The sequence below is a fragment of the Comamonas sp. DB36 genome (assembly GCF_057914905.1).
Window position 1 is genome coordinate 694,646 of sequence record NZ_CP196632.1, and the last position, 21,406, is coordinate 716,051.

General features: G+C 68.3%; 20 protein-coding genes. 13 read left to right on the plus strand and 7 right to left on the minus strand.

All coding sequences use genetic code 11. From position 1 onward, the window contains the following. Positions 1-40: 40 nt before the first annotated feature. A complete protein-coding gene (locus ACSVDO_RS24230) occupies positions 41-532 on the minus strand; it encodes a DUF6882 domain-containing protein (RefSeq protein WP_489596857.1) in 492 nt (163 codons plus the stop codon). 144 nt (positions 533-676) lie between these two features. Between ACSVDO_RS24230 and ACSVDO_RS24235 the strand changes: the two genes are divergently transcribed. Together ACSVDO_RS24235 and ACSVDO_RS24240 are read left to right on the plus strand one after the other, a co-directional pair. Beyond that, a complete protein-coding gene (locus ACSVDO_RS24235; RefSeq protein WP_332549521.1) occupies positions 677-1,129 on the plus strand; it encodes a DUF441 domain-containing protein in 453 nt (150 codons plus the stop codon). Positions 1,130-1,184: 55 nt separating this feature from the next. After that, on the plus strand, positions 1,185-1,625 hold the full coding sequence (locus ACSVDO_RS24240) for a DUF4174 domain-containing protein (RefSeq protein ID WP_332535550.1): 441 nt from the start codon (positions 1,185-1,187) through the stop codon (positions 1,623-1,625). A 4-nt stretch (positions 1,626-1,629) separates the two neighbouring features. Here the strand turns inward: ACSVDO_RS24240 and ACSVDO_RS24245 are convergent, their stop codons facing one another. Both ACSVDO_RS24245 and ACSVDO_RS24250 read right to left on the minus strand, forming a co-directional pair. After that, positions 1,630-2,160: a hypothetical protein gene (locus ACSVDO_RS24245; protein ID WP_332535551.1), complete on the minus strand. Its 531-nt coding sequence runs from the start codon at positions 2,158-2,160 to the stop codon at positions 1,630-1,632. 83 nt (positions 2,161-2,243) lie between these two features. Beyond that, positions 2,244-2,816, minus strand: coding sequence for a TetR/AcrR family transcriptional regulator (locus tag ACSVDO_RS24250; RefSeq protein ID WP_489596860.1), 573 nt, complete (start codon positions 2,814-2,816; stop codon positions 2,244-2,246). Between the two features lie 88 nt (positions 2,817-2,904). On the opposite strand from ACSVDO_RS24250, the gene ACSVDO_RS24255 reads away from it, so the two are divergent. The 3 genes from ACSVDO_RS24255 to ACSVDO_RS24265 all read left to right on the plus strand — a co-directional run bounded on the left by ACSVDO_RS24255 (position 2,905) and on the right by ACSVDO_RS24265 (position 5,998). Beyond that, on the plus strand, positions 2,905-4,095 hold the full coding sequence (locus ACSVDO_RS24255) for an MFS transporter (protein ID WP_489596862.1): 1,191 nt from the start codon (positions 2,905-2,907) through the stop codon (positions 4,093-4,095). A 94-nt stretch (positions 4,096-4,189) separates the two neighbouring features. Beyond that, complete coding sequence (locus ACSVDO_RS24260; protein WP_489596864.1) at positions 4,190-5,020, plus strand: amidohydrolase family protein; 831 nt, start codon at positions 4,190-4,192, stop codon at positions 5,018-5,020. Positions 5,021-5,032: 12 nt separating this feature from the next. Further along, positions 5,033-5,998 (plus strand): tripartite tricarboxylate transporter substrate binding protein, encoded by a 966-nt coding sequence (locus ACSVDO_RS24265; protein ID WP_489596866.1) that lies wholly within the window; start codon positions 5,033-5,035, stop codon positions 5,996-5,998. Here the strand turns inward: ACSVDO_RS24265 and ACSVDO_RS24270 are convergent. Further along, the gene (locus ACSVDO_RS24270; RefSeq protein WP_489596868.1) at positions 5,995-6,855 is read right to left on the minus strand and encodes a LysR family transcriptional regulator; all 861 of its coding nucleotides are present in this window, start codon (positions 6,853-6,855) and stop codon (positions 5,995-5,997) included. The two genes, ACSVDO_RS24265 and ACSVDO_RS24270, sit on opposite strands and share 4 nt — an antisense overlap. Positions 6,856-7,078: 223 nt before the next feature. On the opposite strand from ACSVDO_RS24270, the gene ACSVDO_RS24275 reads away from it, so the two are divergent. The 7 genes from ACSVDO_RS24275 (at position 7,079) to ACSVDO_RS24305 (ending at position 15,821) form a co-directional block, all read left to right on the plus strand. Continuing rightward, positions 7,079-7,555 carry a sigma-70 family RNA polymerase sigma factor gene (locus tag ACSVDO_RS24275; protein WP_332535561.1) on the plus strand — a complete coding sequence of 159 codons (477 nt, stop codon included), beginning with the start codon at positions 7,079-7,081 and terminating at the stop codon, positions 7,553-7,555. Further along, positions 7,552-8,502 (plus strand): FecR domain-containing protein, encoded by a 951-nt coding sequence (locus ACSVDO_RS24280; RefSeq protein ID WP_489596870.1) that lies wholly within the window; start codon positions 7,552-7,554, stop codon positions 8,500-8,502. The genes ACSVDO_RS24275 and ACSVDO_RS24280 overlap by 4 nt, the downstream gene beginning before the upstream one ends. Positions 8,503-8,697: 195 nt before the next feature. Then, positions 8,698-11,187, plus strand: a complete 2,490-nt coding sequence (locus ACSVDO_RS24285; RefSeq protein ID WP_489596872.1) for a TonB-dependent siderophore receptor — start codon at positions 8,698-8,700, stop codon at positions 11,185-11,187. 51 nt (positions 11,188-11,238) lie between these two features. Further along, on the plus strand, positions 11,239-13,398 hold the full coding sequence (locus tag ACSVDO_RS24290; RefSeq protein WP_489596873.1) for a TonB-dependent receptor: 2,160 nt from the start codon (positions 11,239-11,241) through the stop codon (positions 13,396-13,398). Between the two features lie 80 nt (positions 13,399-13,478). Further along, positions 13,479-14,627, plus strand: coding sequence for a PepSY-associated TM helix domain-containing protein (locus tag ACSVDO_RS24295; protein WP_489596875.1), 1,149 nt, complete (start codon positions 13,479-13,481; stop codon positions 14,625-14,627). Continuing rightward, positions 14,624-14,815 carry a hypothetical protein gene (locus ACSVDO_RS24300; protein WP_332535569.1) on the plus strand — a complete coding sequence of 64 codons (192 nt, stop codon included), beginning with the start codon at positions 14,624-14,626 and terminating at the stop codon, positions 14,813-14,815. Before ACSVDO_RS24295 ends, ACSVDO_RS24300 begins: the two co-directional genes overlap by 4 nt. Before the next feature lie 73 nt (positions 14,816-14,888). Beyond that, entirely contained in the window at positions 14,889-15,821 is a 933-nt protein-coding gene (locus tag ACSVDO_RS24305; protein ID WP_332549682.1) for a LysR family transcriptional regulator, read from the plus strand. Here the strand turns inward: ACSVDO_RS24305 and ACSVDO_RS24310 are convergent. Together ACSVDO_RS24310 and ACSVDO_RS24315 are read right to left on the minus strand one after the other, a co-directional pair. Then, positions 15,806-16,969 carry an alpha-hydroxy acid oxidase gene (locus ACSVDO_RS24310; RefSeq protein ID WP_489596877.1) on the minus strand — a complete coding sequence of 388 codons (1,164 nt, stop codon included), beginning with the start codon at positions 16,967-16,969 and terminating at the stop codon, positions 15,806-15,808. The two genes, ACSVDO_RS24305 and ACSVDO_RS24310, sit on opposite strands and share 16 nt — an antisense overlap. Before the next feature lie 10 nt (positions 16,970-16,979). Next, entirely contained in the window at positions 16,980-17,978 is a 999-nt protein-coding gene (locus tag ACSVDO_RS24315; protein WP_332539932.1) for a Bug family tripartite tricarboxylate transporter substrate binding protein, read from the minus strand. A 229-nt stretch (positions 17,979-18,207) separates the two neighbouring features. Here ACSVDO_RS24315 and ACSVDO_RS24320 point away from each other — a divergent pair, with 229 nt between their 5' ends. Then, positions 18,208-19,896, plus strand: a complete 1,689-nt coding sequence (locus ACSVDO_RS24320) for a thiamine pyrophosphate-binding protein (protein ID WP_489596879.1) — start codon at positions 18,208-18,210, stop codon at positions 19,894-19,896. 21 nt (positions 19,897-19,917) lie between these two features. Here ACSVDO_RS24320 and ACSVDO_RS24325 read toward each other — a convergent pair whose 3' ends face one another. After that, the gene (locus ACSVDO_RS24325) at positions 19,918-21,396 is read right to left on the minus strand and encodes an NAD-dependent succinate-semialdehyde dehydrogenase (RefSeq protein ID WP_489596881.1); all 1,479 of its coding nucleotides are present in this window, start codon (positions 21,394-21,396) and stop codon (positions 19,918-19,920) included. Positions 21,397-21,406: the final 10 nt, after the last annotated feature.

A 21,406-nucleotide genomic window follows, 5' to 3' on the forward strand; every position in this document is an offset into this window, starting at 1 on the left:
AGCCGCTAAAAAACGGCGCTGCAGTGGCCTGGCCCCGGCCTCAATGCAGCAGCTGCTCTTTCGCGGGTTCGACGCGCAGATGCAGCACGGTGAAATACAGTGTCACATCGCCTTGCTGGTCGATGAAGGTGCCCAGTGCGCGCTGCAGGCGGCCCGCGATGCACAGGCACTCCATCGCCTCGGGACGCCCGCCCTGGATGCGCGCCGTGGTCAGCAAGGCCAGCTGGTGCTCGCGGCCGAATTCATGCACCACCTCGAGCGCCTGGCCGTGCTGGCGTGGAATGGCCTCGTTGGCCCAGCTCCACAGGAAGCTGCCTTCGCTGTCGCTGCTCGTGCCCACCAGGCACACCGTTGCCAGCACCGGACCGAGCGCTCCCTCGAAGGTCAAGGTCGCGCTGTCCAGGTCCCAGTGGTATTTGGGCGCGCCTTCGAGGCCGAAGTCGTGCTGCCATTTTGCATTGCCGGCCACCATGGCTTCGACGGCCGCGCGGCTCCAGGCGTTCCAGTCGGTGGGTTGTTGCACTGTACTCATTCCAGATCCATTCATTTTTCCTGGGCGCCATTGTCATTCAAGACGAGGTGGGCGCGTTCCGGCCGGGCGCGGCATTGCCTGTCAGGCCTTGTGGAGATGCGAAAATAAGGGTTTCCACTGAATGACCCGCGTGCAGGTCTTGCCATGTCCATTTTCGAGCCCATTGTCCTGATCCTGCTGGCACTCGCCGGGCTCAGCATGTTCGCCGGCAACTACACCGTGGCGGCCGCCATGGTGGTGCTGATCGTCATCCGCATCTCGCCGCTTGCGCTGTACTTTCCCTGGCTGCAGAAGCATGGACTCAACATCGGCATCTTCTTGTTGATGATTGCAGTGATGGTGCCTATCGCCAGCGGCAAGATTCCGGCGCTGGAGCTGCTCAAGTCATTCACGCACTGGAAATCGGGCGCGGCCATCGTGGTCGGCATCTTTGTCGCCTGGCTGGGCGGGCGCGGCGTCACGCTGATGGCGGCCCAGCCCGGCGTGGTCGCCGGGCTCATGGTCGGCACCATCCTGGGCGTGGCGTTCTTCCGCGGCGTGCCGGTCGGGCCGCTGATCGCCGCCGGACTGCTGTCGCTGCTGATCGGCAGGTCGTGAGGCTCCAAGGGATATCTCCGAGTGCCTGCGGCGGCCGAACTCCGATACTGTGGTCATGAATAACCGCCTACTGCGCCGCAGCGCGCTCGCCCTGTCGCTGGCCTTGCCGGTCGGCGCCGCGCTGGCCGATGCCAACCCGCTGACCGCCGAGCGCTGGAAGACGCGGCCCGTGGTGCTGGTCGTTGCGCAGGACGGCGACGCGCTGCTGGCCAAGGTGCGCGCAGCGCTGGCGCAAACCCGCGCGCGCGAAGCGTTTCGCGAGCGGGATATGGTGCTTTACACGGTGGTCGCCGGAGCAGGTCGGCGCAACGATGAGGCGCTGGGGACGGCGCAGACCGCGGCCTTGCTCAAGGCGCTGCAGCTGGATGCGCACGGGCCGTCGACTTTCGTGCTGGTCGGCATGGATGGCGGCGTGAAGCTGCGCGCCGGCACCGCTGTGGACCTGCAGGAAGTGTTTGCCGAAATCGACCGCATGCCCATGCGCCAGGCGCGTTGAAGGCTCAGTGCGGGCCGGGCTCCTGGGCGCCGTCCAGGCCCAGCTCGGCGGCAGCGAACTTGATTTCCGCCATCTGGTAGTCCTGCACCGTGTGGCGCGACGAGACCTGGCGCTGCTGCGGTCCGGGAATCAGCAGCCAGGCGCTGGCGGTTTCGTCCTGGGGGTGGGGCATGGCGAACATCAGGAACTCGCAGTCTATGCCCCAGACGTCATCGACCTGCATCTCGCGGCACTGCGATGGCACGTGCAAAAAGCTCACGCGGTCGCCGACGGCGCGCAGGAAATCCTCGTCCTGGGCTTGCTCGGCGTCGGGTGCGCCCTGTATCGGGTCGATGGAACGGATCAGCACCGTGCTGCTGAAGGCGCCGTGCTCCCATTCCTCGGCTTGGCGCTGGAACATCAACGTGGCCTGGCCCGTGAACGCGAAGCCGGATTCGTCGTCGCCGTATTTGAAGTCCCTGGCCGCGGCCACTGCCTGCGCATAGCCTTCGTCGTCAATGCCTACAAAGCGCAGGTCCTCGGTGATGCTGGTCATGTTTTCATCCAAAAAATAAGCCCTATCCAACGACAGGGCTGCAGCGCCCGATTATCGGTCAGTGCGCAAGCCTGGTGCTGGCGTCAGGTCTGGCGCCAGTCGGTGAGGCATTGCGTGGCCAGGCGGCGCGCGTAGGCCGCACCGACGTCGGCACAGGCGCCCATCAGCAGGCGGTAGACGACGGGCGCGGCGACGCGGTCCACCACATATTCGACCGACGGCGCCGGCTCGCCGCGCGCAACGGCACGCTCCACCATGTCGGTGATCTGTCCCGCGGTGAACACCAGGCAGGGCGCGACGCCCTCGATTCTGTAGCCGCCGCAGATCACGTCGCGCACCAGCGCCAGGCCGGGCTCGGAGGCCATTTCCTCGACGAACTGCTCCGACCAGGCCAGCAGATCGTCGCGGAAACTGCCGGTGTCGGGCGGGCCGCTCTCGGGGCGCAGGCGCTGCGCCGCGACATCCGACAGCAGCGCGGGCAGGTCGCCCCACCTTCTATAGATGGTCGAGGGCGTCACGCCCGCGCGCGCGGCGATCATGGGCACGGTCAGCGCGCCGCGGCCCACTTCTTCCAGGAGCTCGCGCGCGGCATCGTGCACGGCGGATTGCACGCGCGCGCTGCGGCCGCCGCTGCGGGTTGCGGTCTTTGTCGTCATGCTGCAAATTTTAAAGCAAATAAATTGCGTTAACAGAGGGTGTAGCCGCATAATCGCAAAAGCTCAATATTTGCTTTAAGGAACCGCCATGGCGCTCCCTCTGACCCTGCGCTCCGCCTTGCGCCTCCAGGCCTCGCTGGTGCTCGCGTTCATGGCCGCGTCCAGCGTGCCGTCACCGCTGTATGCGATCTACCGCGCCGAATGGGGCTTCTCGCCGGCCACGCTGACGGCGGTGTTCGCGGTCTATGTGTTCAGTCTGCTGCTCGCGCTGCTGACGCTGGCCCCGCTGTCGGACCACCTGGGCCGCCGTCCCGTGGTGCTGGGCGCGATCGCGCTGGAACTGCTGTCCATTGCGCTGTTTCTGGGCGCCGATTCGGTCGGCATGCTGATCGCCGCCCGGCTGGTCCAGGGCGCGGCGACCGGCGTGGCGCTGAGCGTGCTCGGTGCCGGCATCGCCGATCTGGACCCGCGGCGCGCGCCGCTGATCAACAGCACCGCGCCGCTGCTGGGAATGTGCGCCGGCGCGCTGGCCAGCAGCCTGCTCGCCACCTATGCGCCCGCGCCGCTGCGGCTGGTCTATCTGCTGCTGTTCCTGGTGCTGCTGGCCCAGGCCTGGCTGGCCTGGCGCCTGCCCGAGACCGTGAATGTCAGACCCGGCGTGCTGCGCTCGCTGCGCCCGCGGCTCGCGGTGGCTCCGACCGCGCGCCGCGGCTTTGTGCGGGCCATGCCGCTCGATATCGCGGTCTGGGCGCTGGGCGGCTACATGCTGTCGCTGGGGCCCACGCTGGCCCGCCAGATCACGGGCGGGCAGAGTCCGCTGGTCGGCGGACTGATGCTCGCGGCGTTGACCGGCAGCGGCGCGCTGGGCTCGCTGCTGCTGCGCGCGCGCAGCGCGCGGTCGCTGATGCGGCTGGGATCGGCCGCGCTGGCCGCGGGCATGGGCCTGGTGCTGGCCTCGACGTTCATGCCCTCGGCGGGGCTGTTCTTCTGCGGCATCGTGGTCGCGGGCCTGGGCTTCGGCGTGGGCTTCCTGGGCGCATTGCGCACCGTGATGGCCGATGCGCTGCCCGCGCAACGCGCTTCGCTGATGGCGGCTTTCCTGGTGCTGAGCTACTGCGCTTTCAGCCTGCCCGCGCTGGCCGCGGGCGCGGCGGTCACGCATTTCGGCCTGGTCGCCACCGCACAAGTCTATGGCGCGCTGGTGATGCTGCTGGCCCTGGTCGCGCTGCTGGGCACGCGCGCGAAGGCCGCGCTGCGCACCGGCGCCTGCCCCGGCTGAGCCTGCATGTCCGGCACTATCCATAACGGCCGCTTATGGATAGGCACCAAGACGCCGCTGACTGGCGCGCGCGCGGCCGCATACAGTGGCGCCCATGACTGCAACCCTCTCGGTGGACACCCACGCCCATGTCTTTCTGCGCCAGATGCCGCTGGCGGCCGCGCGCCGCTATGCGCCCGACTTCGATGCCACGCCCGGCGAGTACCTGAACCTGCTTGACACGCACGCGCACAGCCATGGCGTGCTGGTCCAGCCCAGCTTTCTGGGCTGCGACAACAGCTATCTGCTGAGCGTGCTGCGCCAGCATCCGCGGCGCCTGCGCGGCGTGGTGGTGCTCGAGCCCACGGCCACGGAAGCGGAACTCACCGCGCTGGCCGCCCAGGGCGTGGTGGGCGTGCGGCTGAACCTCGTGGGGCTGCCGCTGCCCGACCTCAGGCAGCCTTCATGGCAAGCCTTTCTGGAGCGCATCCGGGCGCTGGACTGGCATCTGGAGCTGCACCGCCGCGCCGCCGATCTTTCAGCGCTGATAACTGCCGCCGCAGCAAGCGGCTGCCGTGTGGTGATAGACCACTTCGGCCGGCCCGACGCCGGCCTGGACGGCAAGGACCCGGGCTTTGCGGCGCTGCTGCGCCATGCCGATGCGGGACGCGTGTGGGTCAAGCTGTCGGCCGCCTACCGCAATGCCGGCGACCCGCCGCAGGCCGACGCCGCGGCGGCGCGCGACTGCGCACGCCAGCTGCTCGCGGCCTTCGGCCCGCAGCGCCTGGTATGGGGCAGCGACTGGCCCCATACCCAGCACCAGCATCTGGCCTCCTACGGCGCGAGCCTGGCGGCGCTCGGCGACTGGGTGCCCGATGCCGCCCAGCGCCAGCAGATTCTCGGCGCCACGGCCGCCGAGCTGTTCCGAATTCCGTTCCCATACTAACTAGGAGACAACATGCATCGACGTTCCATGGCCCTGGCCATCGCCGCCCTGGCGCTGGCACCGGGCCTGCAGGCCCAGACCGCCTTTCCCAACAAGCCCGTGCGCCTGATCGTGACCTATCCGCCCGGCGGCACGGTCGACGTGGCGGCGCGCATCCTGGGCACCAAGCTCGCGCAGATCTGGGCCCAGCCGGTGGTGATCGACAACCGCGCGGGCGGCGGCGGCATCATAGGCGCGCAAGCCGTGCTGAGCGCGCCGGCCGATGGCTATACGCTGATGGTCGACGCCTCCAATCATGCGCAGAACCCGGCGCTGAAAAAGCGCATGCCTTTCGACACGCTCAAGTCGTTTGCCGCCGTGTCGCTGCTGGTCAAGGTGCCCAGCGTGCTGGTGGTGAACCCGGCGTTTGCCGCGCAGTCGCCCAAGGACCTGGTCGCCTACAGCCTGGCCCACCCCGGCAGGCTGGACTTCGCCTCGTCAGGCAATGGCTCGGCCCAGCATCTGGCGGCCGAGCTGTTCGCGCTCAGGACCGGCGCCAAGATGACCCATGTCGCCTACCGCGGCGGCGGCCCGGCCATGGTGGACGTGATGGCCGGCAATGTGCCCGTCTTCTTCGCGAGCCTGGCGTCCTCGCTGCCTTTCATCCAGAGCGGCAAGCTGCGGCCCCTGGCCGTGGCCGGCGCCAAGCGCTCGCCCGTGCTGCCCGACACAGCCACCTTCACCGAAGCCGGCATATCGGGCGTCGACGTATATGAATGGAACGGCCTGTTTGCGCCCGCGGGCACGCCCGCGGCGCTGGTCGAGAAGATCAGCAAGGACGTGGCCGCGGCGCTCAACGACCGCGAAGTCAAGGCCAGGCTGATGTCGCTGGGGGCCGAGGTCATAGGCTCCAGCCCCAGGGAGCTGGAACAGTTCCGCCGCGCCGAGATCACCCAGTGGACCGCGCTGGGCCAGCGCGCGAACATTGCGCTGGACTAGAGCAGATCTGCGAGCTGGCTGGCGATGGTCGCGCGTCCCGACGCCTGCCACAGCACGCTGAGCTCGAAGTGGGGCAGGCGCTCGCCGTCGCTCAACGGCGCGAAGCGCACGCCCCGGTGCTGCAGCACTTCTGCCGACTGCGGCAGCAGCGAGGCGCCCAGGCCTGCGGCAACGCACGACAGCACCGTGAGCGAACGGTTTGCCTCCTGCACCACGCGCATCGCGAGGCCGGCGCGCGAGAACGCTCCGGCGATGCCCGCGCGCAGCGTGGGCAGCTGGGCCTCGGGAAACCACACCAGCCCCAGCCGTTCGAGGTCGGCCAGCGTGGCCAGGCCATCGCCGGGCAGAGCGTAGCCTGCGGGCAGTACCGCGACCAAAGGGTCGCGCCGCACCAGTTTCTGGCGTACCCGGCCCTGCAAGGCCACGGGCGTGTGCAGCATGGCCAGGTCGATGCGGCCTTCGGCCAGCGCCTGCATCAGATCGGCATTGCCCATTTCGGACAGCACCACCTGGATGCCGGGAAACCGCGCATGCAGCAGCTGGAGCGCGGCCGGCAGCGCGTCGTACACCGCATGCGTGACAAAGCCGATATGCAGCCGCCCGGTCTTGCCGGCCGCGATGGCCTTGGCACTGCGCTCGGCATTCTCGGCCAGCGCCATGCTGGCGCGCATATCGTCGATTACAGCCAGGCCCGTACTGTTGAGCACCGCGCCACGGCGCGAACGCTCGAACAGGCGCGCGCCCAGCGCATCTTCCACGCGCCGCAGCGCCTGGCTCAAGGCGGGCTGGGCCACGCCCAGGTGCGCGGCCGCGGCGGTCATGCTGCCCAGGTCGGCGACGGCAAGCAGATAGCGCATGGTTCGGGTGTCGAAGAGATCGGACATAGGCCGCGAGAATACCCGCAAGCGTGGCCCGACGCATGCGGCCCGGGAGGGCATGGCCGGCCGGCGCGCTCGTCGCATGAATACAACAAAGTGAGTGGCAAAAACCACACTTTGGTCCAATCGCCGGATAATTGATAATGATTCTCAATATTCAAGTCATCCCGCTCCGTGGCCTTGCGCATGCCACGCCCTCGCTGTGCATAGCCTCTACCAAGATCACCATCCCTGGCTGCAAGGCCTTCTTCGCAAGCGCCTGAGCAACCGCGAAGATGCCGCCGACCTCGCACAGGACACCTTCGTGCGCCTGCTGCGTGCGCCGCTGCCGCAGGAGGACATCCGCGACCCGCGGCGCTACCTCGCCACCATCGCCAAGGGCCTGACGGCCGATCTGTTTCGCCGCCGCTCGCTGGAGCGAGACTATCTGGAATACCTCGCCACCTTGCCGCAGGGCCTGGCGCCGTCGGCCGAGGAGCAGCTCAGCGTGCAGCAGACGCTGCTGGAACTCGACCGCCTGCTCGCGGGCCTGCCGCCCAAGGTGCGCGCAGCCTTTGTGCTCGCCCAGTTCGAGGAGTTGAGCTATCCCGAGATCGCCCAGCGCCTGGGCATCTCGCTGCGCACGGTGAGCAACTACCTCACGCGGGCCATGGAACACTGCTGCCTGACGCTGGCATGAAGCCGGCCGACGACGCGGAACGCCAGGCGCTGCACGAAGCCGTGCGCTGGCATGTGCGGCTGCGCGACAGCGCGGCTGCGGCCGACGCGCGCCAGGACTGGGAGCGCTGGCACGGGGCCGATGCGGCGCACCAGCGCGCCTGGCAGCGCGTGCAGGCGGTGCATGCGCAACTGGCTTTCCTGCCGCCCGCGCTGGCGAGCAGGACGCTGGGCAAGCGCAACCACAGCAGCCGGCGCAATGTGCTGCGCGGCCTGGTGCTGGGACTGGGCGCGGGCACCACGGCCTGGATGGCTTTGCATGACCGGCAGGCCACGCACAGCACGGCCACCGGCGAACGCCGCGACGTCATCCTGCCCGACGGCTCGCTCCTCGCGCTGGACAGCGCCAGCGGCGTGGCGCTGGAATTCAACGCCAGCGAGCGCCGCGTGCACCTGCAGCGCGGACGCATCCTGATCGCCACGGCACCCGACGCTGCGGGCCGGCCTTTCAGCGTCCAGACGCCGCAGGGCAGGGTGCTGGCCCTGGGCACGCGCTTCATGGTGCGCCTGGACGACGCGGGCCGCAGCCATGTCCAGGTCGAGGAACACGCGGTGCGCTTGCTGCCTTCGGGCGGCGCGCCGCAGAAGCTGGTCGCCGGCGAGCAGGCCTGGTTCAGCGCGCATGCGGTGCAGGCGCCGGCGCCGGCCGAACCGTTTGCCGCGAGCTGGCATGAGGGCGGGCTGGTGGCGGTCGACATCGCGCTGGGCGATCTGGTCGCCACGCTGTCGCGCTACCGGCGCGGCTACCTGGGATGCGCGCCCGAAGTCGCACAGCTGAAAGTCTCGGGCGCGTTTCCGCTCGATGACACCGACCGCGCATTGGCCGCGCTGGTCAGCCGCTTTCCCCTGCAACTGCGCAGCCACACGCGCTACTGGGTGCGGATAGAGCCCAGGGATGCGGCTTCCTGAGGCTTTTTTCGGCCTGTAGAAAAAATAAAACCATAGCACCGGATGCTGGCAGCGCATGGGATGGATTGCTTCAACACGGCTGAAATAGCTCCGTGCACTGAAAAAATCCACGCCCGGCGTTGCAGGATGGGCAGCACTTGTTCGGCATACAAGGAAACCACGCCACTTTTCTGCTGAACCATGCCGCGCCCTCCCATGCCATTGCCCCGAACGTCCGCCTTGCGGCCGTGCCGGCCTGCGGCTGGCGTCGCGGGCCTGGTGCTGTGGCTGCTGCTGGCCGCAGCGGTTGCGGCCAGCGCCCAGTCCATGCCGGGCGCGGAGGCGCGCACGCAACTGCACAGTTTTGCGATTGCCGCCGGCCCGCTGACCCACGTCATTGCCCAATACGCCAATCAGGCCGGCGTGGCCCTGACGTTCGACGCGGCCCAGATTGGCGCGCGGCGCTCGCCTGGCCTGCGCGGCGCGTATTCGGTCAGTGACGGTTTCGCGCGGCTGCTCGAAGGCACGCACCTGCAGGCCCAGCGCGAGGCCAGCGGCGTCTATACCTTGCGCGCGCAGCCTGGGCAGACGGGCGGCGCCGGTATGGTGCTGGGCGATGTCACGGTCAGCGCCAGGGCCGAGGTCGGCGCCACCACCGAGCGCTCGGGCAGCTATGCGGCCGGCCCGGTCACGGGCAATATCGGCCCGCAGCGGGTGAGCGACATTCCCCAGCCCGTGACCGTGCTCACGCGCCAATGGCTGGACGATCAGGCGCTGCCCGATCTGCACGCGGTGCTGAAGAACACCACGGGCGTGACCGTCGACTACATCGACAGCGAACGCATCAACTACTACGCGCGCGGCTACCAGATCGACTCGCTGCAGATCGATGGACTGGGCATCAACCAGGTCACTTCGGCCGCGACTTTCATCCAGCCCGACACGGCGATGCTCGACCGCGTCGAAGTGCTGCGCGGGGCTTCGGGCCTGCTGCGCGGCGCGGGCAATCCTTCGGCCGTGGTCAACATGGTGCGCAAGCGCCCGACGCCGCAATGGCAGGGATCGGCGGCGCTGACGCTGGGCTCGTGGGATCGCCAGCGGCTCGAAGCCGACCTGTCGGGCCCGGTCAACGCCGCGGGCACGCTGCGCGCCCGGCTGGTGGCACTGAGCGATGAAAAGGCCGCGTTCCAGACCGCGCGCCACGAGGACCGCAAAAGCATCTATGCCGTGATCGAGGCCGACCTCGCACCCGCCACCCGGCTCACCGCCAGCCTGCAGCACACTGCGCTGGGCGCGACCGGCGCCTGGGGCGGACTGCCCGCGGCGCCTGACGGCAGCCAGCTCGGCCTGGCGCGCAACACCTATCTCGGAACGCCCTGGAACGCCTGGAACCGCAGCAACCGCCAGGTCTTTGTCGAGCTGGACCACGGCCTGGACAACGGCTGGAAGCTCAAGGCCCAGGCCGCGCGCACCTACTTCCGCGCCGACGGCTTCAAGCAGACTTCATTCACCAGCGCCAGCGCCACGAATCCCTATCTCGCCGACGTCAACACCTCGATCTACGACGGCGAAGCCAGCAGCCAGGGCGCGCTGAGCCTGCAGGCCACAGGCCCGTTCGCGCTTCTGGGCCGCACACACGAACTGGCGCTGGGCCTGGACCTGCAGCGCGTGCGCGCCATCGGCACTTCGGGCTATTGGGATGTGAGCCCGCTCTACGGCGTGGACATCCGCAGCTGGAACCCCTACACCAGCTACCCCGAGCCCGTCTACAGCGCAGGCAATGGCAACGCCTATTCGGCCCCGACCTCGCATGTGCACCAGCATGGCGGCTTCGCGCGCGCCCGCCTGTCGCTGAGCGATGCGCTCACGGCGGTGGTCGGCGCGCGCCTGAGCTGGTGGGACTACCACGAGCCGGCGACGCCGGGCAGCGGCTACGGCGTGCGCCACGAGCTCACGCCCTATGCCGGACTGATCCATGAACTGTCGGATCACATCAGCGCCTACGCGAGCTACAGCAGGATCTTCAGTTCGCAGAACAAGAAGCAGGCGGACGGCAGCCTGCTGGCGCCCATCCGCGGCCAGGACCTCGAAGCCGGCCTCAAGGGCGATTTTCTCGACGGCCGGCTGCAGGCCACGCTGTCGGCGTTCCATATCCAGTACGTGGGCGGCGCCATGGAGGACACGGCCTCGCCCATGCCCTGCCTGCCGTACTACCTCGCCGGCCGCTGCTATCTGGCCGGCGGCAAGAGCCGCAGCCGCGGCTGGGAAGTCGAGCTGTCGGGCGAACCCGCCGCGGGCTGGCAGCTCATGGCGAGCTACACCAATACCCGCAGCCGTTACCTGCGCGCTGCCGAGGCCGCGCTGGTCGGCCAGCCGCTGCGCCCGGCCGATCCCCAGCATGCCTTGCGCCTGTTCACCACCCACAGGCTCGCCGGGCCCTGGCCGGGCTGGACCCTGGGAGCCGGCTTGCGCCTGCAAAGCCGCAGCTACGCCAGCGTCGCCGATGCCACCACCCGCCAGGGTGGTTATGCGCTTTTTGACGCACTGGTCGCGTACCGCATCAATTCCACCCTGTCGCTGCAGCTCAACGCCAACAACCTGTTCGACAAGGTCTATTACGCCAAGTTCTCGCCCAACAGCAGGTACTTCAACAACTACTACGGCGATCCGCGCAACCTCACGCTGACGCTGCGCGCGAACTTCTGACATCCGCCAGCCGCTGCATTTTCCCTTTCCATAACCTGTGACGTGAATGTGATGAAAAATCGTTCTTACTCCGATTCCCCACGCTTTGCCGCCAAACCGCTTGCGCGCCTGATGGCGCAGTGCCTGGGCACGGGCCTGGCCATGGCCTCGCTGGGCGCGCTCGCCCAGACCGCCTCCAAGCCGCTGCAGGAAGTGGTGGTCAGCGACCAGGCCGCGGCCATAGGCGGGCTGCAGAAAACCTATTCGGGCGGCCAGCTGGCGCGCGGCGGCGACCTGGGCATACTGGGCCGCACCGACCTGATGGACGTGCCGTTCAGCACCACCAACTACACTTCGGCGCTGATCGAGAACCAGCAGGCGCTCAACATCTCCGACGTGGTGATGAGCGACGCTTCGGTGCGCACGCTGCAGGCGCGCGGCGGCTATGGCGAAGACTTCCAGATCCGCGGCTTTGCCGTGGGCATGCGCGATGTGTCGCTCAACGGGCTGTACGGCCTCGTGCCCTCCACGCGCGTGCCGCTGGAGATGATAGAGCGCGTCGAAGTGCTCAAGGGCCCGGGCTCGCTGACCAACGGCGTGGGCCCCAGCGGCAGCGTCGGCGGCAACATCAACCTGGTGACCAAGCGCGCCGGCGACGAGCCGCTGACGCGTGTCACCGGCACCTATATGGGCCAGGGCCAACTGGGCACCCACCTCGACGTGGGCCGGCGCTTCGGCACTGACAACCAGTGGGGAGTGCGTGCCAACGGCGTGTGGCGCAATGGCGAAGGCAACATCGACGGCGGCCGCCAGCGCCTGGGCCTGGGCTCGCTGGGCCTGGACTTCGCGGGCGACAAGCTGCGCTGGTCGCTGGACGCGCTGGCCACCGACGGCAAGACCACGGAGTTCCGCCCGCAGATCGGCTTTCGCAGCGGCATCACCAGCGTGCCCGCCGTGCCCGATGCGCGCCTGAACTTCTACCCCGGCACCGAGCTGACCGACAAGGCCAGGACCGTGATCTCGCGCCTCGAGTACGACATCAACGACAGCACCACCGTCTACGGCGGCGTCGGCTACACCGACTCCAAGACTTTCCAGCATTTCCCCGGCGCCTGGGGCACCGAGCCCGATTCGCAGGGCAACTTCAGCGTCTCCAACGGCCTCTACGACGAATACAACAAGACCACGTCGGCCGATGCCGGCCTGCGCACGCGCTTCAGGACCGGCAGCGTGGGTCACACGCTGGTGCTGTCGGCCAACCACATGGCGCGCGAGACCGGCTACTTCTACACCGGCACCGCCACGTCCAACCCATCCAACCTCTACCATCCCGCGCCGCTGCCGGTGCTCACCGGCGCGCGCCTGGCGCCAAGCAAGACCGCCGACCTGACGCAGCAAAGCGTGGCGATTGCCGACACCATGGCGTTTGCCAACGACCGCGTGCTGCTGACGCTGGGCCTGCGCGACCAGACTATCCACCAGAAGAGCGTCAACGGTTCCACCGCCTACAAGGCCAGCGCCGTGACGCCGCTCGCCGGCCTGGTGTTCAAGGCTTCGCGCGACACCTCGATCTACACCAACTACACCGCCGGCCTCAGGGCCGGTGAGATTGCCGGCGTGGGCACGATCAACGAGGGCGAGGTGTTCGCGCCGCAGAAGACCCGGCAGATCGAAGTCGGCGTGAAGAAGGACTGGGGCATGCTGATGACCCAGGCCGCGCTGTTCCAGATCAAGCAGCCGTCGAGCTTGACCGAGAACCGCGTGTTCAGCTTCGGCGGCGAACAGCGCAACCGCGGCCTGGAACTGACCACCTACGGCGAGCTGCAGCGCGGCCTGCGGCTGATGGCCAGCGCGGCCTTCCTCGATGCCAAGCTGACGCGCACCAACGGCGGCGCCAACCAGGGCAACGATGCCAACGGCGTGCCCAAGCGCACCTTCAACGTGGGCCTGGACTGGGACACGCCCTGGGTCGCGGGCCTGAGCCTCAACGGCCGCGTGATCCACACCTCGGCCATGTACTTCGATCCGGCCAACCAGCTGCGCATGCCCAACTGGACCCGCATGGACATCGGTGCGCGCTACCGCACCAAGGTCAGCAACCAGCCCGTGGTGCTGCGCGCGAGCCTGGAAAACGTCGCCGACAAGGCGTACTGGGTGACCAGCACCAACCCCAGCTATGTGACGGTGGGCGCGCCGCGCACGCTGATGCTGTCGGCACAGATCGACTTCTGATCTGTTGAGCCCGCAGGGCAGCGCCAGGGCCTTGCGGCCTGGGCGCTGCCTTTGACATTTCCTCCAAAGCAACGAAGCCAATGCAAAGCCACACCATCAAGATCTGGGCCTGGGTGCACAAATGGAGCAGCCTCATCTGCACCATTTTCATGCTGCTGCTGTGCCTGACCGGCCTGCCGCTGATCTTTCACCATGAGATCGGCCATCTGTTGGGCACCGAAGTCGAGGCCCCGGCCATGCCCGAGGACACGCCGCATGCGAGCCTGGACAAGGTGCTGGAGCTGGCGCGCGCCCAGCATCCGGATCGCATCGTGCAGTTCGTGTCCAAATCCGACGAGACCGACGACATCTGGTACGTCACCATGACGCACACGCCGGCGAACACCGACGACTTCCGCACGGTGATCGTCGATGCGCGCAGCACCGAACTGCTGGCGCCGCAGCTGCGCTTCGACGAAGGCTTCATGTGGGTCATGTTCAAGCTGCATGTGGACCTGTTCGCCGGCCTGCCGGGCAAGCTGTTCCTGGGCTTCATGGGCCTGCTGCTGCTGGTGGCCATCGTCAGCGGCGTGGTGCTCTACGCGCCGTTCATGCGCAAGCTCGATTTTGGCACCGTGCGCCGCGACCGCACGGCGCGCGTGAAATGGCTGGACCTGCACAACCTGCTGGGCATAGTGACCCTGGTCTGGCTGTTTGTCGTCGGCGCCACGGGCATGATCAATACCTGGGCCGATCTGGTGATCAAGTATTGGCAGCACGACCAGCTCAGCAGCGTGCTTGCCCCCTACCAGGGCCAGCCCACCGTGGCTGCCGCCGAGCGCGCGCCCGTGCAGCAGTCGCTGGACGCGGCGCTGCGCCAGGTGCCCGGCTCCAAGCTGTCGTTCATTGCCTTCCCCGGCACCAGCTACTCCAGTCCGCACCACAACACCGTGTTCCTGCGCGGCGACGAGCCGCTGACTTCCAAGCTGCTGCACCCGGTGCTGGTCGATGCCAAGACTTCGGCCGTGACGGCCGCGCCGCAGATTCCCTGGTATCTCACGGCGCTGCTGGTCTCGCAGCCGCTGCACTTCGGCGACTACGGCGGGCGCGTGATGCAGATCATCTGGGCGCTGCTGGACATCGCCAGCATCTTCGTGCTGGGCACGGGTCTGTACCTGTGGCTCAGAAAAGGCCGCACGGCCGCCAAGCCGGCGGCCCTCATCACTTCCCCTCAGGAGGCCACACCATGACCGCGAAGCGCGCGAAGAAACGCTTTCTTGCCCTCTGGGGCTGGCCGATGGTGCTGGGCGTGCTGACCGGCATAGGCCTGGTCTGCGCTCTGTTCAGCGACGGTGGATTCGGCGATCTGCTGTCGGGCATCTGCCTGGGCAGCGTCACCGCCGTGGGGCTGTGGTTCAGCCTGGTGCGCTCGCGCTGAGCTTGCGGGGCGCGGCGCAAAAATTGCCGGCGCAAGCGCATGAAGTCCGGCGCGCCGTCGGTATATTCAGCGCATGGACCTTGGCGCGCTCGAATACTTCCACATCGTTGCCCAGAGCGGCAGCATCTCGCGGGCGGCAGCGGCGCTGGGCATGGAGCCGTCGACGCTGACCCGCCATATCGGCCGCCTCGAGGACGAGGCCGGCGTCAAGCTGTTTCACCGCAGCGGCCGCGGCATGGTGCCCACGGAGGCCGGCGCGCTGCTGCTGATGGAGGCGCGCAAGGTGGTCGATGCGCTGCAGCACACGCGCCGCGTCGCGGCGGACCTGGCTGCCGAGGGCCCGGCGCAGATCGTCGTCGCGGCCATGCCGACCATTGCCCAGGTGACCTTCGGCGCGCTGGGCCATGCGCTCAAGGCGCGCTTTCCGCGCGCGCGCCTGCGATTTGTCGAAGGCATGGGTCACCAGCTGGTCGACTGGCTGCAGGAAGGCAAGATCGACGTTGCGCTGCTCTATGTGCCCACCCAGTCGCGCATCGTCGACCACGATCTGCTGCTGCAGGAGCCGCTGTGCTGCGTGCTGCCGCCGGGCTGGCGGCGGCCGGCCGACCCGCTGCCTATTGACCAGCTGCTGGACCTTCCGCTGGTGTTGCCGACCACGCAGCACGGCCTGCGCGGCCTGGCCGAAACCTGGGCCCAGCGCCGTGGCCAGCGGCTGCAGGTGGCGATGGAGTGCGACGGCTCGACGTTCATGACGCGCCGCCTCGTGGCCGCGGGCCACGGCTGCACGCTGCTGCCGCTTGCGGCCGTGCAGGATGAAGTCGAGCGCGGCCAGCTGCAGGCCGTGCGCCTTGCCGGCGACGAGGCATTGCGCACCGTGGCCATCGCCACGGCGACGAACCGGCCGGCCGCGAGCGGTCTGTGGGATACCACCCAGGTCCTGCGCCAGGTGGTCGCCAGCCTGGTCAAGAAGGGGCAGTGGCCGGGCGTCACTCAGCCCTGCGCCTGAAGATCGCGCACCAGCGAAGCGTCAAGCTCGCCCAGCCGGTTGATGCCCAGCAAGGCCATGTTGCGCTGCACTTCTGTGCGCAGTATGCCGATCGCATGCCGCACACCCTCGGGCCCCGCAGCGGTTGCCGCATAGTTGAACGAGCGGCCGTTGAACACGCAGCGCGCGCCCAGCGCCAGCGCCTTGAGCACATCGCTGCCGCGCCGTATGCCGCTGTCCATCATCACCGTGAGACCGGGCGCGGCCTGCACGATTTCCGGCAGCACGCGCAGCGGTGAAATCGCGCCGTCCATCTGGCGGCCGCCATGGTTGGAGACAATGATGCCGTCGACGCCCAGGTTCTGGGCCTTCACCGCGTCCTGCCAGCGCAGAATGCCTTTGACCACCAGCGGCCCTTTCCACAGCTCGCGCATCACGCCCAGGTGGGACCAGTCGAGGTGATCGCGCGCCTGGAAGTCGCGCTCGGCGCGCGCCGCCAGAATCGGCGCACCGCGCTCGGCGCGCCAGTTCTCGAAATGCGGCATGCCGTGGCGCGCCAGCGTCTTGAGAAACGTGCCGGCGAGCCAGCGTGGATGGCTGATACCATCCCAGGCCAGGCGCAGACTGGGACGCAGCGGCGTGCTGAAGCCATTCTTGGCGTAGCGTTCGGGGTTGACCTGCACCGGCAGATCGACCGTCACCACCAGGGTCTCGAAGCCGGCCTTGGCGATGCGGCTGATCAGCGCCTCGACGCGCGCCGGCTCGCCCGGCATATAGGCCTGGAACCAGGTGCCGGGCGCGGCGGCGGCCACGGTTTCCATGGGAATCAGCGAAGCGCCGCTCATCACCGCGGGAATGCCCATCTCCTGCGCGGCCTGGGCCAGCACCAGATCGCCGCGATAGCACCACATGGCCGAGAGGCCGACCGGAGAGATGCCGAACGGCGACCGGTAGCTGCGGCCGAACAGCTCGATCTGCTGCGAGCGCCGGGCCACGCCTTCGAGCATGCGCGGCACGAACGCATAGCGCTCGAACGCCGCGCGATTGGCGCGCAGCGACGATTCGTCGTCCGCGCCGTTGTGGATGTAGCTGAACAGCTGGCGCGGCAGCTTGCGGCGCGCCAGCGCCTCGAAATCGGCCAAGGCGTGAATGTTCTTGAGTGCGCTCATAAAAGTGGCATCAGTCCAGTTTGACGTTGGCCTTGCGCGCCACTTCAGCCCATTTGCTGACTTCGCGCCGCTGCAGCGCGCGCAGCTCCTGCGGGCCCGCACCCGAAACATCCATGCCCAGCGCCGTGAGCTTTTCCTGCACGTCGGGCTTTTTCAGCGCGGCGGCCATGTTCTGGTAGAGCTTGTCGATGACCGGCCTGGGCGTGCCCGCCGGGGCAAACACCGCCTGCCAGGAAAGGACTTCGAAGCCGGCCAAGCCTTGCTGCGCCAGCGGCTTGACGTCGGGCAGCGAAGCCGATGCCTCCAGCGATGTCACGCCCAGCGCGCGCAGCCGGCCCGCGTTGACGAAAGGAACGCCCGCCGTGATGTTGTCGAACAGCAGGTCGATCTCGCCCGACATCAGCGCCTGCAGCGCGGGGCCCGAACCCTTGTACGGCACATGCGTCAGGTTGGCGCCGGTTTCCAGCGCGAACAAGGCGCCGGTCAGGTGCTGCGACGAGCCCACGCCGGAAGAGCCGAAGTTGATGCTGCTGCCGGGCTTCTTGCCCGCAGTGATCACATCGTCGACCGTCTTCAACGGCCCGTTCGCGCGCACCAGCATGACGTTGGGCAGCGTGCCGCTCAGAATGACGGGCTCGAACGAGGCGATGGGATCGTAGCCGATGGACGGGTAGATGCTGACGTTGATCGCGTGCGAGCTGATGGTGCCGCCGACCAGCGTGTAGCCGTCGGGTTTGGCGCGCGCGGCCTTGGCCGAGCCCAGGCTGCCGCCGGTGCCGCCTATGTTTTCGACCACCACGGGCACTTTCAGCGACTGCGTCAGCGCCTGGCTGTACATGCGGCCCAGGATATCGGTGGCACCGCCCGGAGCGAACGGCACGATGTAGGTGATCGCACGCTCAGGCCAGGTGTCGGCGGCCAGGGCTTTAGCGAACGGCCAGGCTGCGGCTGCGGCTGCGGCTGCGGCCTGCAGCATGAGGGCGCGTCGACCCGGGATATGTCTTGTCATGTTCATGTCTCCTTTTTTTGCGCCGCGGCGAAGGCCGGCGATCGGCGTTGAACGTCATGGCATGCAGTCCTTGCGTTCAGGGGACATGCTAGGAAAACCGGGCCGGCACCAGCAATGCAATTTCGGCACGACTGCCCTGCGGAAATGGCGGTGCGCGCGGCCACTGCGGCTTCTAGACTTCGCGCCAGTCCGGGCCGGATTGCGGCCCCGCCACCACAGGAAATGCCCCATGCTTGAAGACTCCCCCGCCCGTATCGCTGATCCCGCCGCCTCGCGCACCGCAGGGCAGGTGCTGGTCGATTCCCTGCGCCTGCACGGTGTGGACCGCGTGTTCTGCGTGCCGGGCGAAAGCTACCTCGCCGTGCTCGACGCCTTGCATGATGTGCAGGACAGCATTCAATTGATCGTGACCAAGCACGAAGGCGGCGCGGCCAACATGGCCGAGGCCGACGGCAAGATGACCGGCCGCCCCGGCATCTGCATGGTGACGCGCGGGCCGGGCGCGACCCACGCCAGCATCGGCGTGCACATCGCCCAGCAGGATTCGACACCCATGATCCTGTTCGTCGGCCAGATCGCGCGCAGCCAGGTCGGCCGCGACGCATTCCAGGAAGTCGATTACCAGGCGATGTTCGGCGGCCTGGCCAAATGGGTGGTCGAAGTGACCGATGCCGCGCGCATGGGCGAGATCGTGGCCCGGGCCTTCCATACCGCGGTCTCGGGCCGGCCCGGGCCGGTCGTGGTGTCGCTGCCTGAGGACATGCTGGTCGAGTTGACCGACAAGCCGGCCTTTGCCTGCCGCGCGCTCGAGCCCACGCCGCCGTCGAGCGACGCGCTGGCGCGCGTGGCCCAGGCGCTGCAGGGCGCGCGCCAGCCGCTGGTGGTGGTCGGCGGCAGCGGCTGGACCGCGCAGGCGTCGCAGCAGCTGCAGCGCTTTGCCGCGGCCTGGAACCTGCCGGTCGCCTGCTCGTTCCGGCGCCAGGACGTGCTCGACAACCGCAGCGCCAACTACGTGGGCCATCTGGGCCTGGGAATGAACGCCGCGCTCAAGGAGGCGGTAAAAAACGCCGACGTGATTCTGGCCATAGGCACGCGGCTGGGCGATGTCTCCACGGATTCGTATTCCCTGCTCGAAGTGCCCGAGCCGCGCCAGCAGCTGATTCACATCCACCCCGATGCCAATGAGATCGGGCGTGTCTATCGGCCCCGCATGGGCCTGCAGGCCGGCACTGCGAGCAGCATTGCCGCGCTGGCGGCGCTGGCCGCACCAGCGCGCCGCGCCTGGGATGAGTGGACGGCGCGCGCCAGGCAGGCGCATGAGGCCTTCAGCCTGCCGCCCGCGCGCGCGGCCGAAGCCAGCGGCGCCGATCTCGGCGCGGTGATTGCGCATGCGAGCGCCCAGCTGCCCGACGACGCCCTGGTGACCAACGGCGCCGGCAACTATTCCGTCTGGCTGCACCGTTTCTACCAATACCGCGGCGCGCGCACCGAGCTGGCGACGACCTGCGGCGCGATGGGCTATGGGGTCCCTGCCGCGGTGGCTGCGGCGCTGCGCCATCCCGCTCGCGAGGTGCTGTGCGTCGCCGGCGACGGCTGCTTTCTGATGTACCCGCAGGAACTCGCCACGGCCGCCGAGCATGGCGCGCGGCTGGTGGTCATCGTGGTCAACAACGGCATGTACGGCACCATACGCATGCACCAGGAAAAGCACTATCCGGGGCGCGTCAGCGGAACGCGCCTGGTCGGGCCCGACTATGTCGCGCTTGCCAGCGCCATGGGCGCCGCGCATGCCGAGCGCGTCGACACCACCGAAGCATTCCCCGGCGCGCTGGCGCGCGCGCGCCAGGCTGCGGGCTTTGCGCTGATCGAAGTCCTCACCGACCCGCGGCAGATCACGCCGGCGTTGCGCCTGGACTGAAGGCCGCGCGCGCCGCCGCTCTCATTTGTCGATGTCGCCCAGGCAGAGGTACTTGAGTTCGAGGTAGTCATCGATGCCGTGGCGCGAACCTTCGCGGCCCAGGCCCGACTGCTTGACGCCGCCGAACGGCACATGCTCGGAAGCGATGACGCCGGCATTGATGCCCACCATGCCGTACTCCAGCGCTTCGCCGACGCGGAAGATGCGGCCCACGTCGCGGCTGTAAAAGTAGCTCGCCAGGCCGAACTCGGTGTTGTTGGCGGCGTCAATGGCTTGCTGCTCGCTCGTGAAGCGAAACACCGGCGCGAACGGGCCGAAGGTCTCCTCGCGCGCGCACAACATGTCGTCCGTGGCGTCAGCGACCACCGTGGGCTGGAAGAACTGGCCTTCAAGCCGGGCACCGCCCGCGACCACGCGCGCGCCCTTGGCCAGCGCATCCTGAAGGTGACGCTGCACCTTGTCGACTGCAGCCGGCTCGATCAGCGGCCCCTGCACCACGCCCTCGTCGAAGCCATTGCCGACCTTCAAGGCCTGCACCCGGGCGGCGAACTTCTGCACGAATTCCTCATATACGCCGTCCTGTACATAGAACCGGTTGGCGCAGACGCAGGTCTGGCCCGCGTTGCGGAATTTGCTGGCGATGGCGCCGTCCACCGCGGAGTCGATGTCGGCGTCGTCGAAGACGATGAAGGGCGCATTGCCGCCCAGCTCCAGGCCCAGCTTCTTGATGCTGGGCGCGCTTTGCGCCATCAGGATGCGGCCCACTTCGGTCGAGCCCGTGAAGCTCAGGTGGCGCACGATGTCGCTGGAACACAGCAGCTTGCCGACGGCGATGCTGTTTTCGCTGTCGGCCGTGAGCACGTTCAGCACGCCCGCGGGAATGCCGGCGCGCAGTGCGAGTTCGGCCGCGGCCAGCGCCGTGAGCGGCGTCAGCTCGGCGGGCTTGATCACCACGGGGCAGCCCGCGGCCAGCGCCGGCGCGACCTTGCGCGTGATCATCGCCAGCGGGAAGTTCCAGGGCGTGATCGCCGCGCACACGCCCACGGGCTGCTTGAGCACCAGCAGGCGCCGGGTGTTGTCGAACTGCGGCAGCGTCTCGCCGTTGACGCGCTTGGCCTCTTCGGCAAACCACTCGACAAAGCTCGCGCCGTAGGCGACTTCGCCCTTGGCTTCCGCAAAGGGCTTGCCCTGTTCGGCCGTCATGATGCGCGCGAGGTCGTCGCTGTGCGCCATCAGCAGTTCGTACCACTTGAGCAAAATCGCATGGCGCTGCTTGGCGGTCTTGCCGCGCCACGCGGGCCAGGCGGCGTTCGCGGCGTCGAGCGCGACTTGCGCCTGGGCCGCGCCCAGGTTCGGCACATCGGCGAGCTTGAGTCCGGTGGCGGGGTCGTTCACATCGAAACGCGTGTCGCCCTGGACCCACTGTCCGTCGATCAGCGCGTCGGTCTTGAGCAGGCTCGGGTCGTTGAGCAAGGCGAGAGGGGAAGTCTTCATGTCCATGGTGGGGTAC

Bases quoted from the DNA above. Each gene is read 5' to 3' on its own strand.
- ACSVDO_RS24230 (WP_489596857.1), bottom strand. From the start codon at position 532: ATGAGTACAGTGCAACAACCCACCGACTGGAACGCCTGGAGCCGCGCG.
- ACSVDO_RS24235 (WP_332549521.1), top strand. From the start codon at position 677: ATGTCCATTTTCGAGCCCATTGTCCTGATCCTGCTGGCACTCGCCGGG.
- ACSVDO_RS24240 (WP_332535550.1), top strand. From the start codon at position 1,185: ATGAATAACCGCCTACTGCGCCGCAGCGCGCTCGCCCTGTCGCTGGCC.
- ACSVDO_RS24245 (WP_332535551.1), bottom strand. From the start codon at position 2,160: ATGACCAGCATCACCGAGGACCTGCGCTTTGTAGGCATTGACGACGAA.
- ACSVDO_RS24250 (WP_489596860.1), bottom strand. From the start codon at position 2,816: ATGACGACAAAGACCGCAACCCGCAGCGGCGGCCGCAGCGCGCGCGTG.
- ACSVDO_RS24255 (WP_489596862.1), top strand. From the start codon at position 2,905: ATGGCGCTCCCTCTGACCCTGCGCTCCGCCTTGCGCCTCCAGGCCTCG.
- ACSVDO_RS24260 (WP_489596864.1), top strand. From the start codon at position 4,190: ATGACTGCAACCCTCTCGGTGGACACCCACGCCCATGTCTTTCTGCGC.
- ACSVDO_RS24265 (WP_489596866.1), top strand. From the start codon at position 5,033: ATGCATCGACGTTCCATGGCCCTGGCCATCGCCGCCCTGGCGCTGGCA.
- ACSVDO_RS24270 (WP_489596868.1), bottom strand. From the start codon at position 6,855: ATGCGCTATCTGCTTGCCGTCGCCGACCTGGGCAGCATGACCGCCGCG.
- ACSVDO_RS24280 (WP_489596870.1), top strand. From the start codon at position 7,552: ATGAAGCCGGCCGACGACGCGGAACGCCAGGCGCTGCACGAAGCCGTG.
- ACSVDO_RS24285 (WP_489596872.1), top strand. From the start codon at position 8,698: ATGCCATTGCCCCGAACGTCCGCCTTGCGGCCGTGCCGGCCTGCGGCT.
- ACSVDO_RS24290 (WP_489596873.1), top strand. From the start codon at position 11,239: ATGAAAAATCGTTCTTACTCCGATTCCCCACGCTTTGCCGCCAAACCG.
- ACSVDO_RS24295 (WP_489596875.1), top strand. From the start codon at position 13,479: ATGCAAAGCCACACCATCAAGATCTGGGCCTGGGTGCACAAATGGAGC.
- ACSVDO_RS24300 (WP_332535569.1), top strand. From the start codon at position 14,624: ATGACCGCGAAGCGCGCGAAGAAACGCTTTCTTGCCCTCTGGGGCTGG.
- ACSVDO_RS24305 (WP_332549682.1), top strand. From the start codon at position 14,889: ATGGACCTTGGCGCGCTCGAATACTTCCACATCGTTGCCCAGAGCGGC.
- ACSVDO_RS24310 (WP_489596877.1), bottom strand. From the start codon at position 16,969: ATGAGCGCACTCAAGAACATTCACGCCTTGGCCGATTTCGAGGCGCTG.
- ACSVDO_RS24315 (WP_332539932.1), bottom strand. From the start codon at position 17,978: ATGACAAGACATATCCCGGGTCGACGCGCCCTCATGCTGCAGGCCGCA.
- ACSVDO_RS24320 (WP_489596879.1), top strand. From the start codon at position 18,208: ATGCTTGAAGACTCCCCCGCCCGTATCGCTGATCCCGCCGCCTCGCGC.
- ACSVDO_RS24325 (WP_489596881.1), bottom strand. From the start codon at position 21,396: ATGGACATGAAGACTTCCCCTCTCGCCTTGCTCAACGACCCGAGCCTG.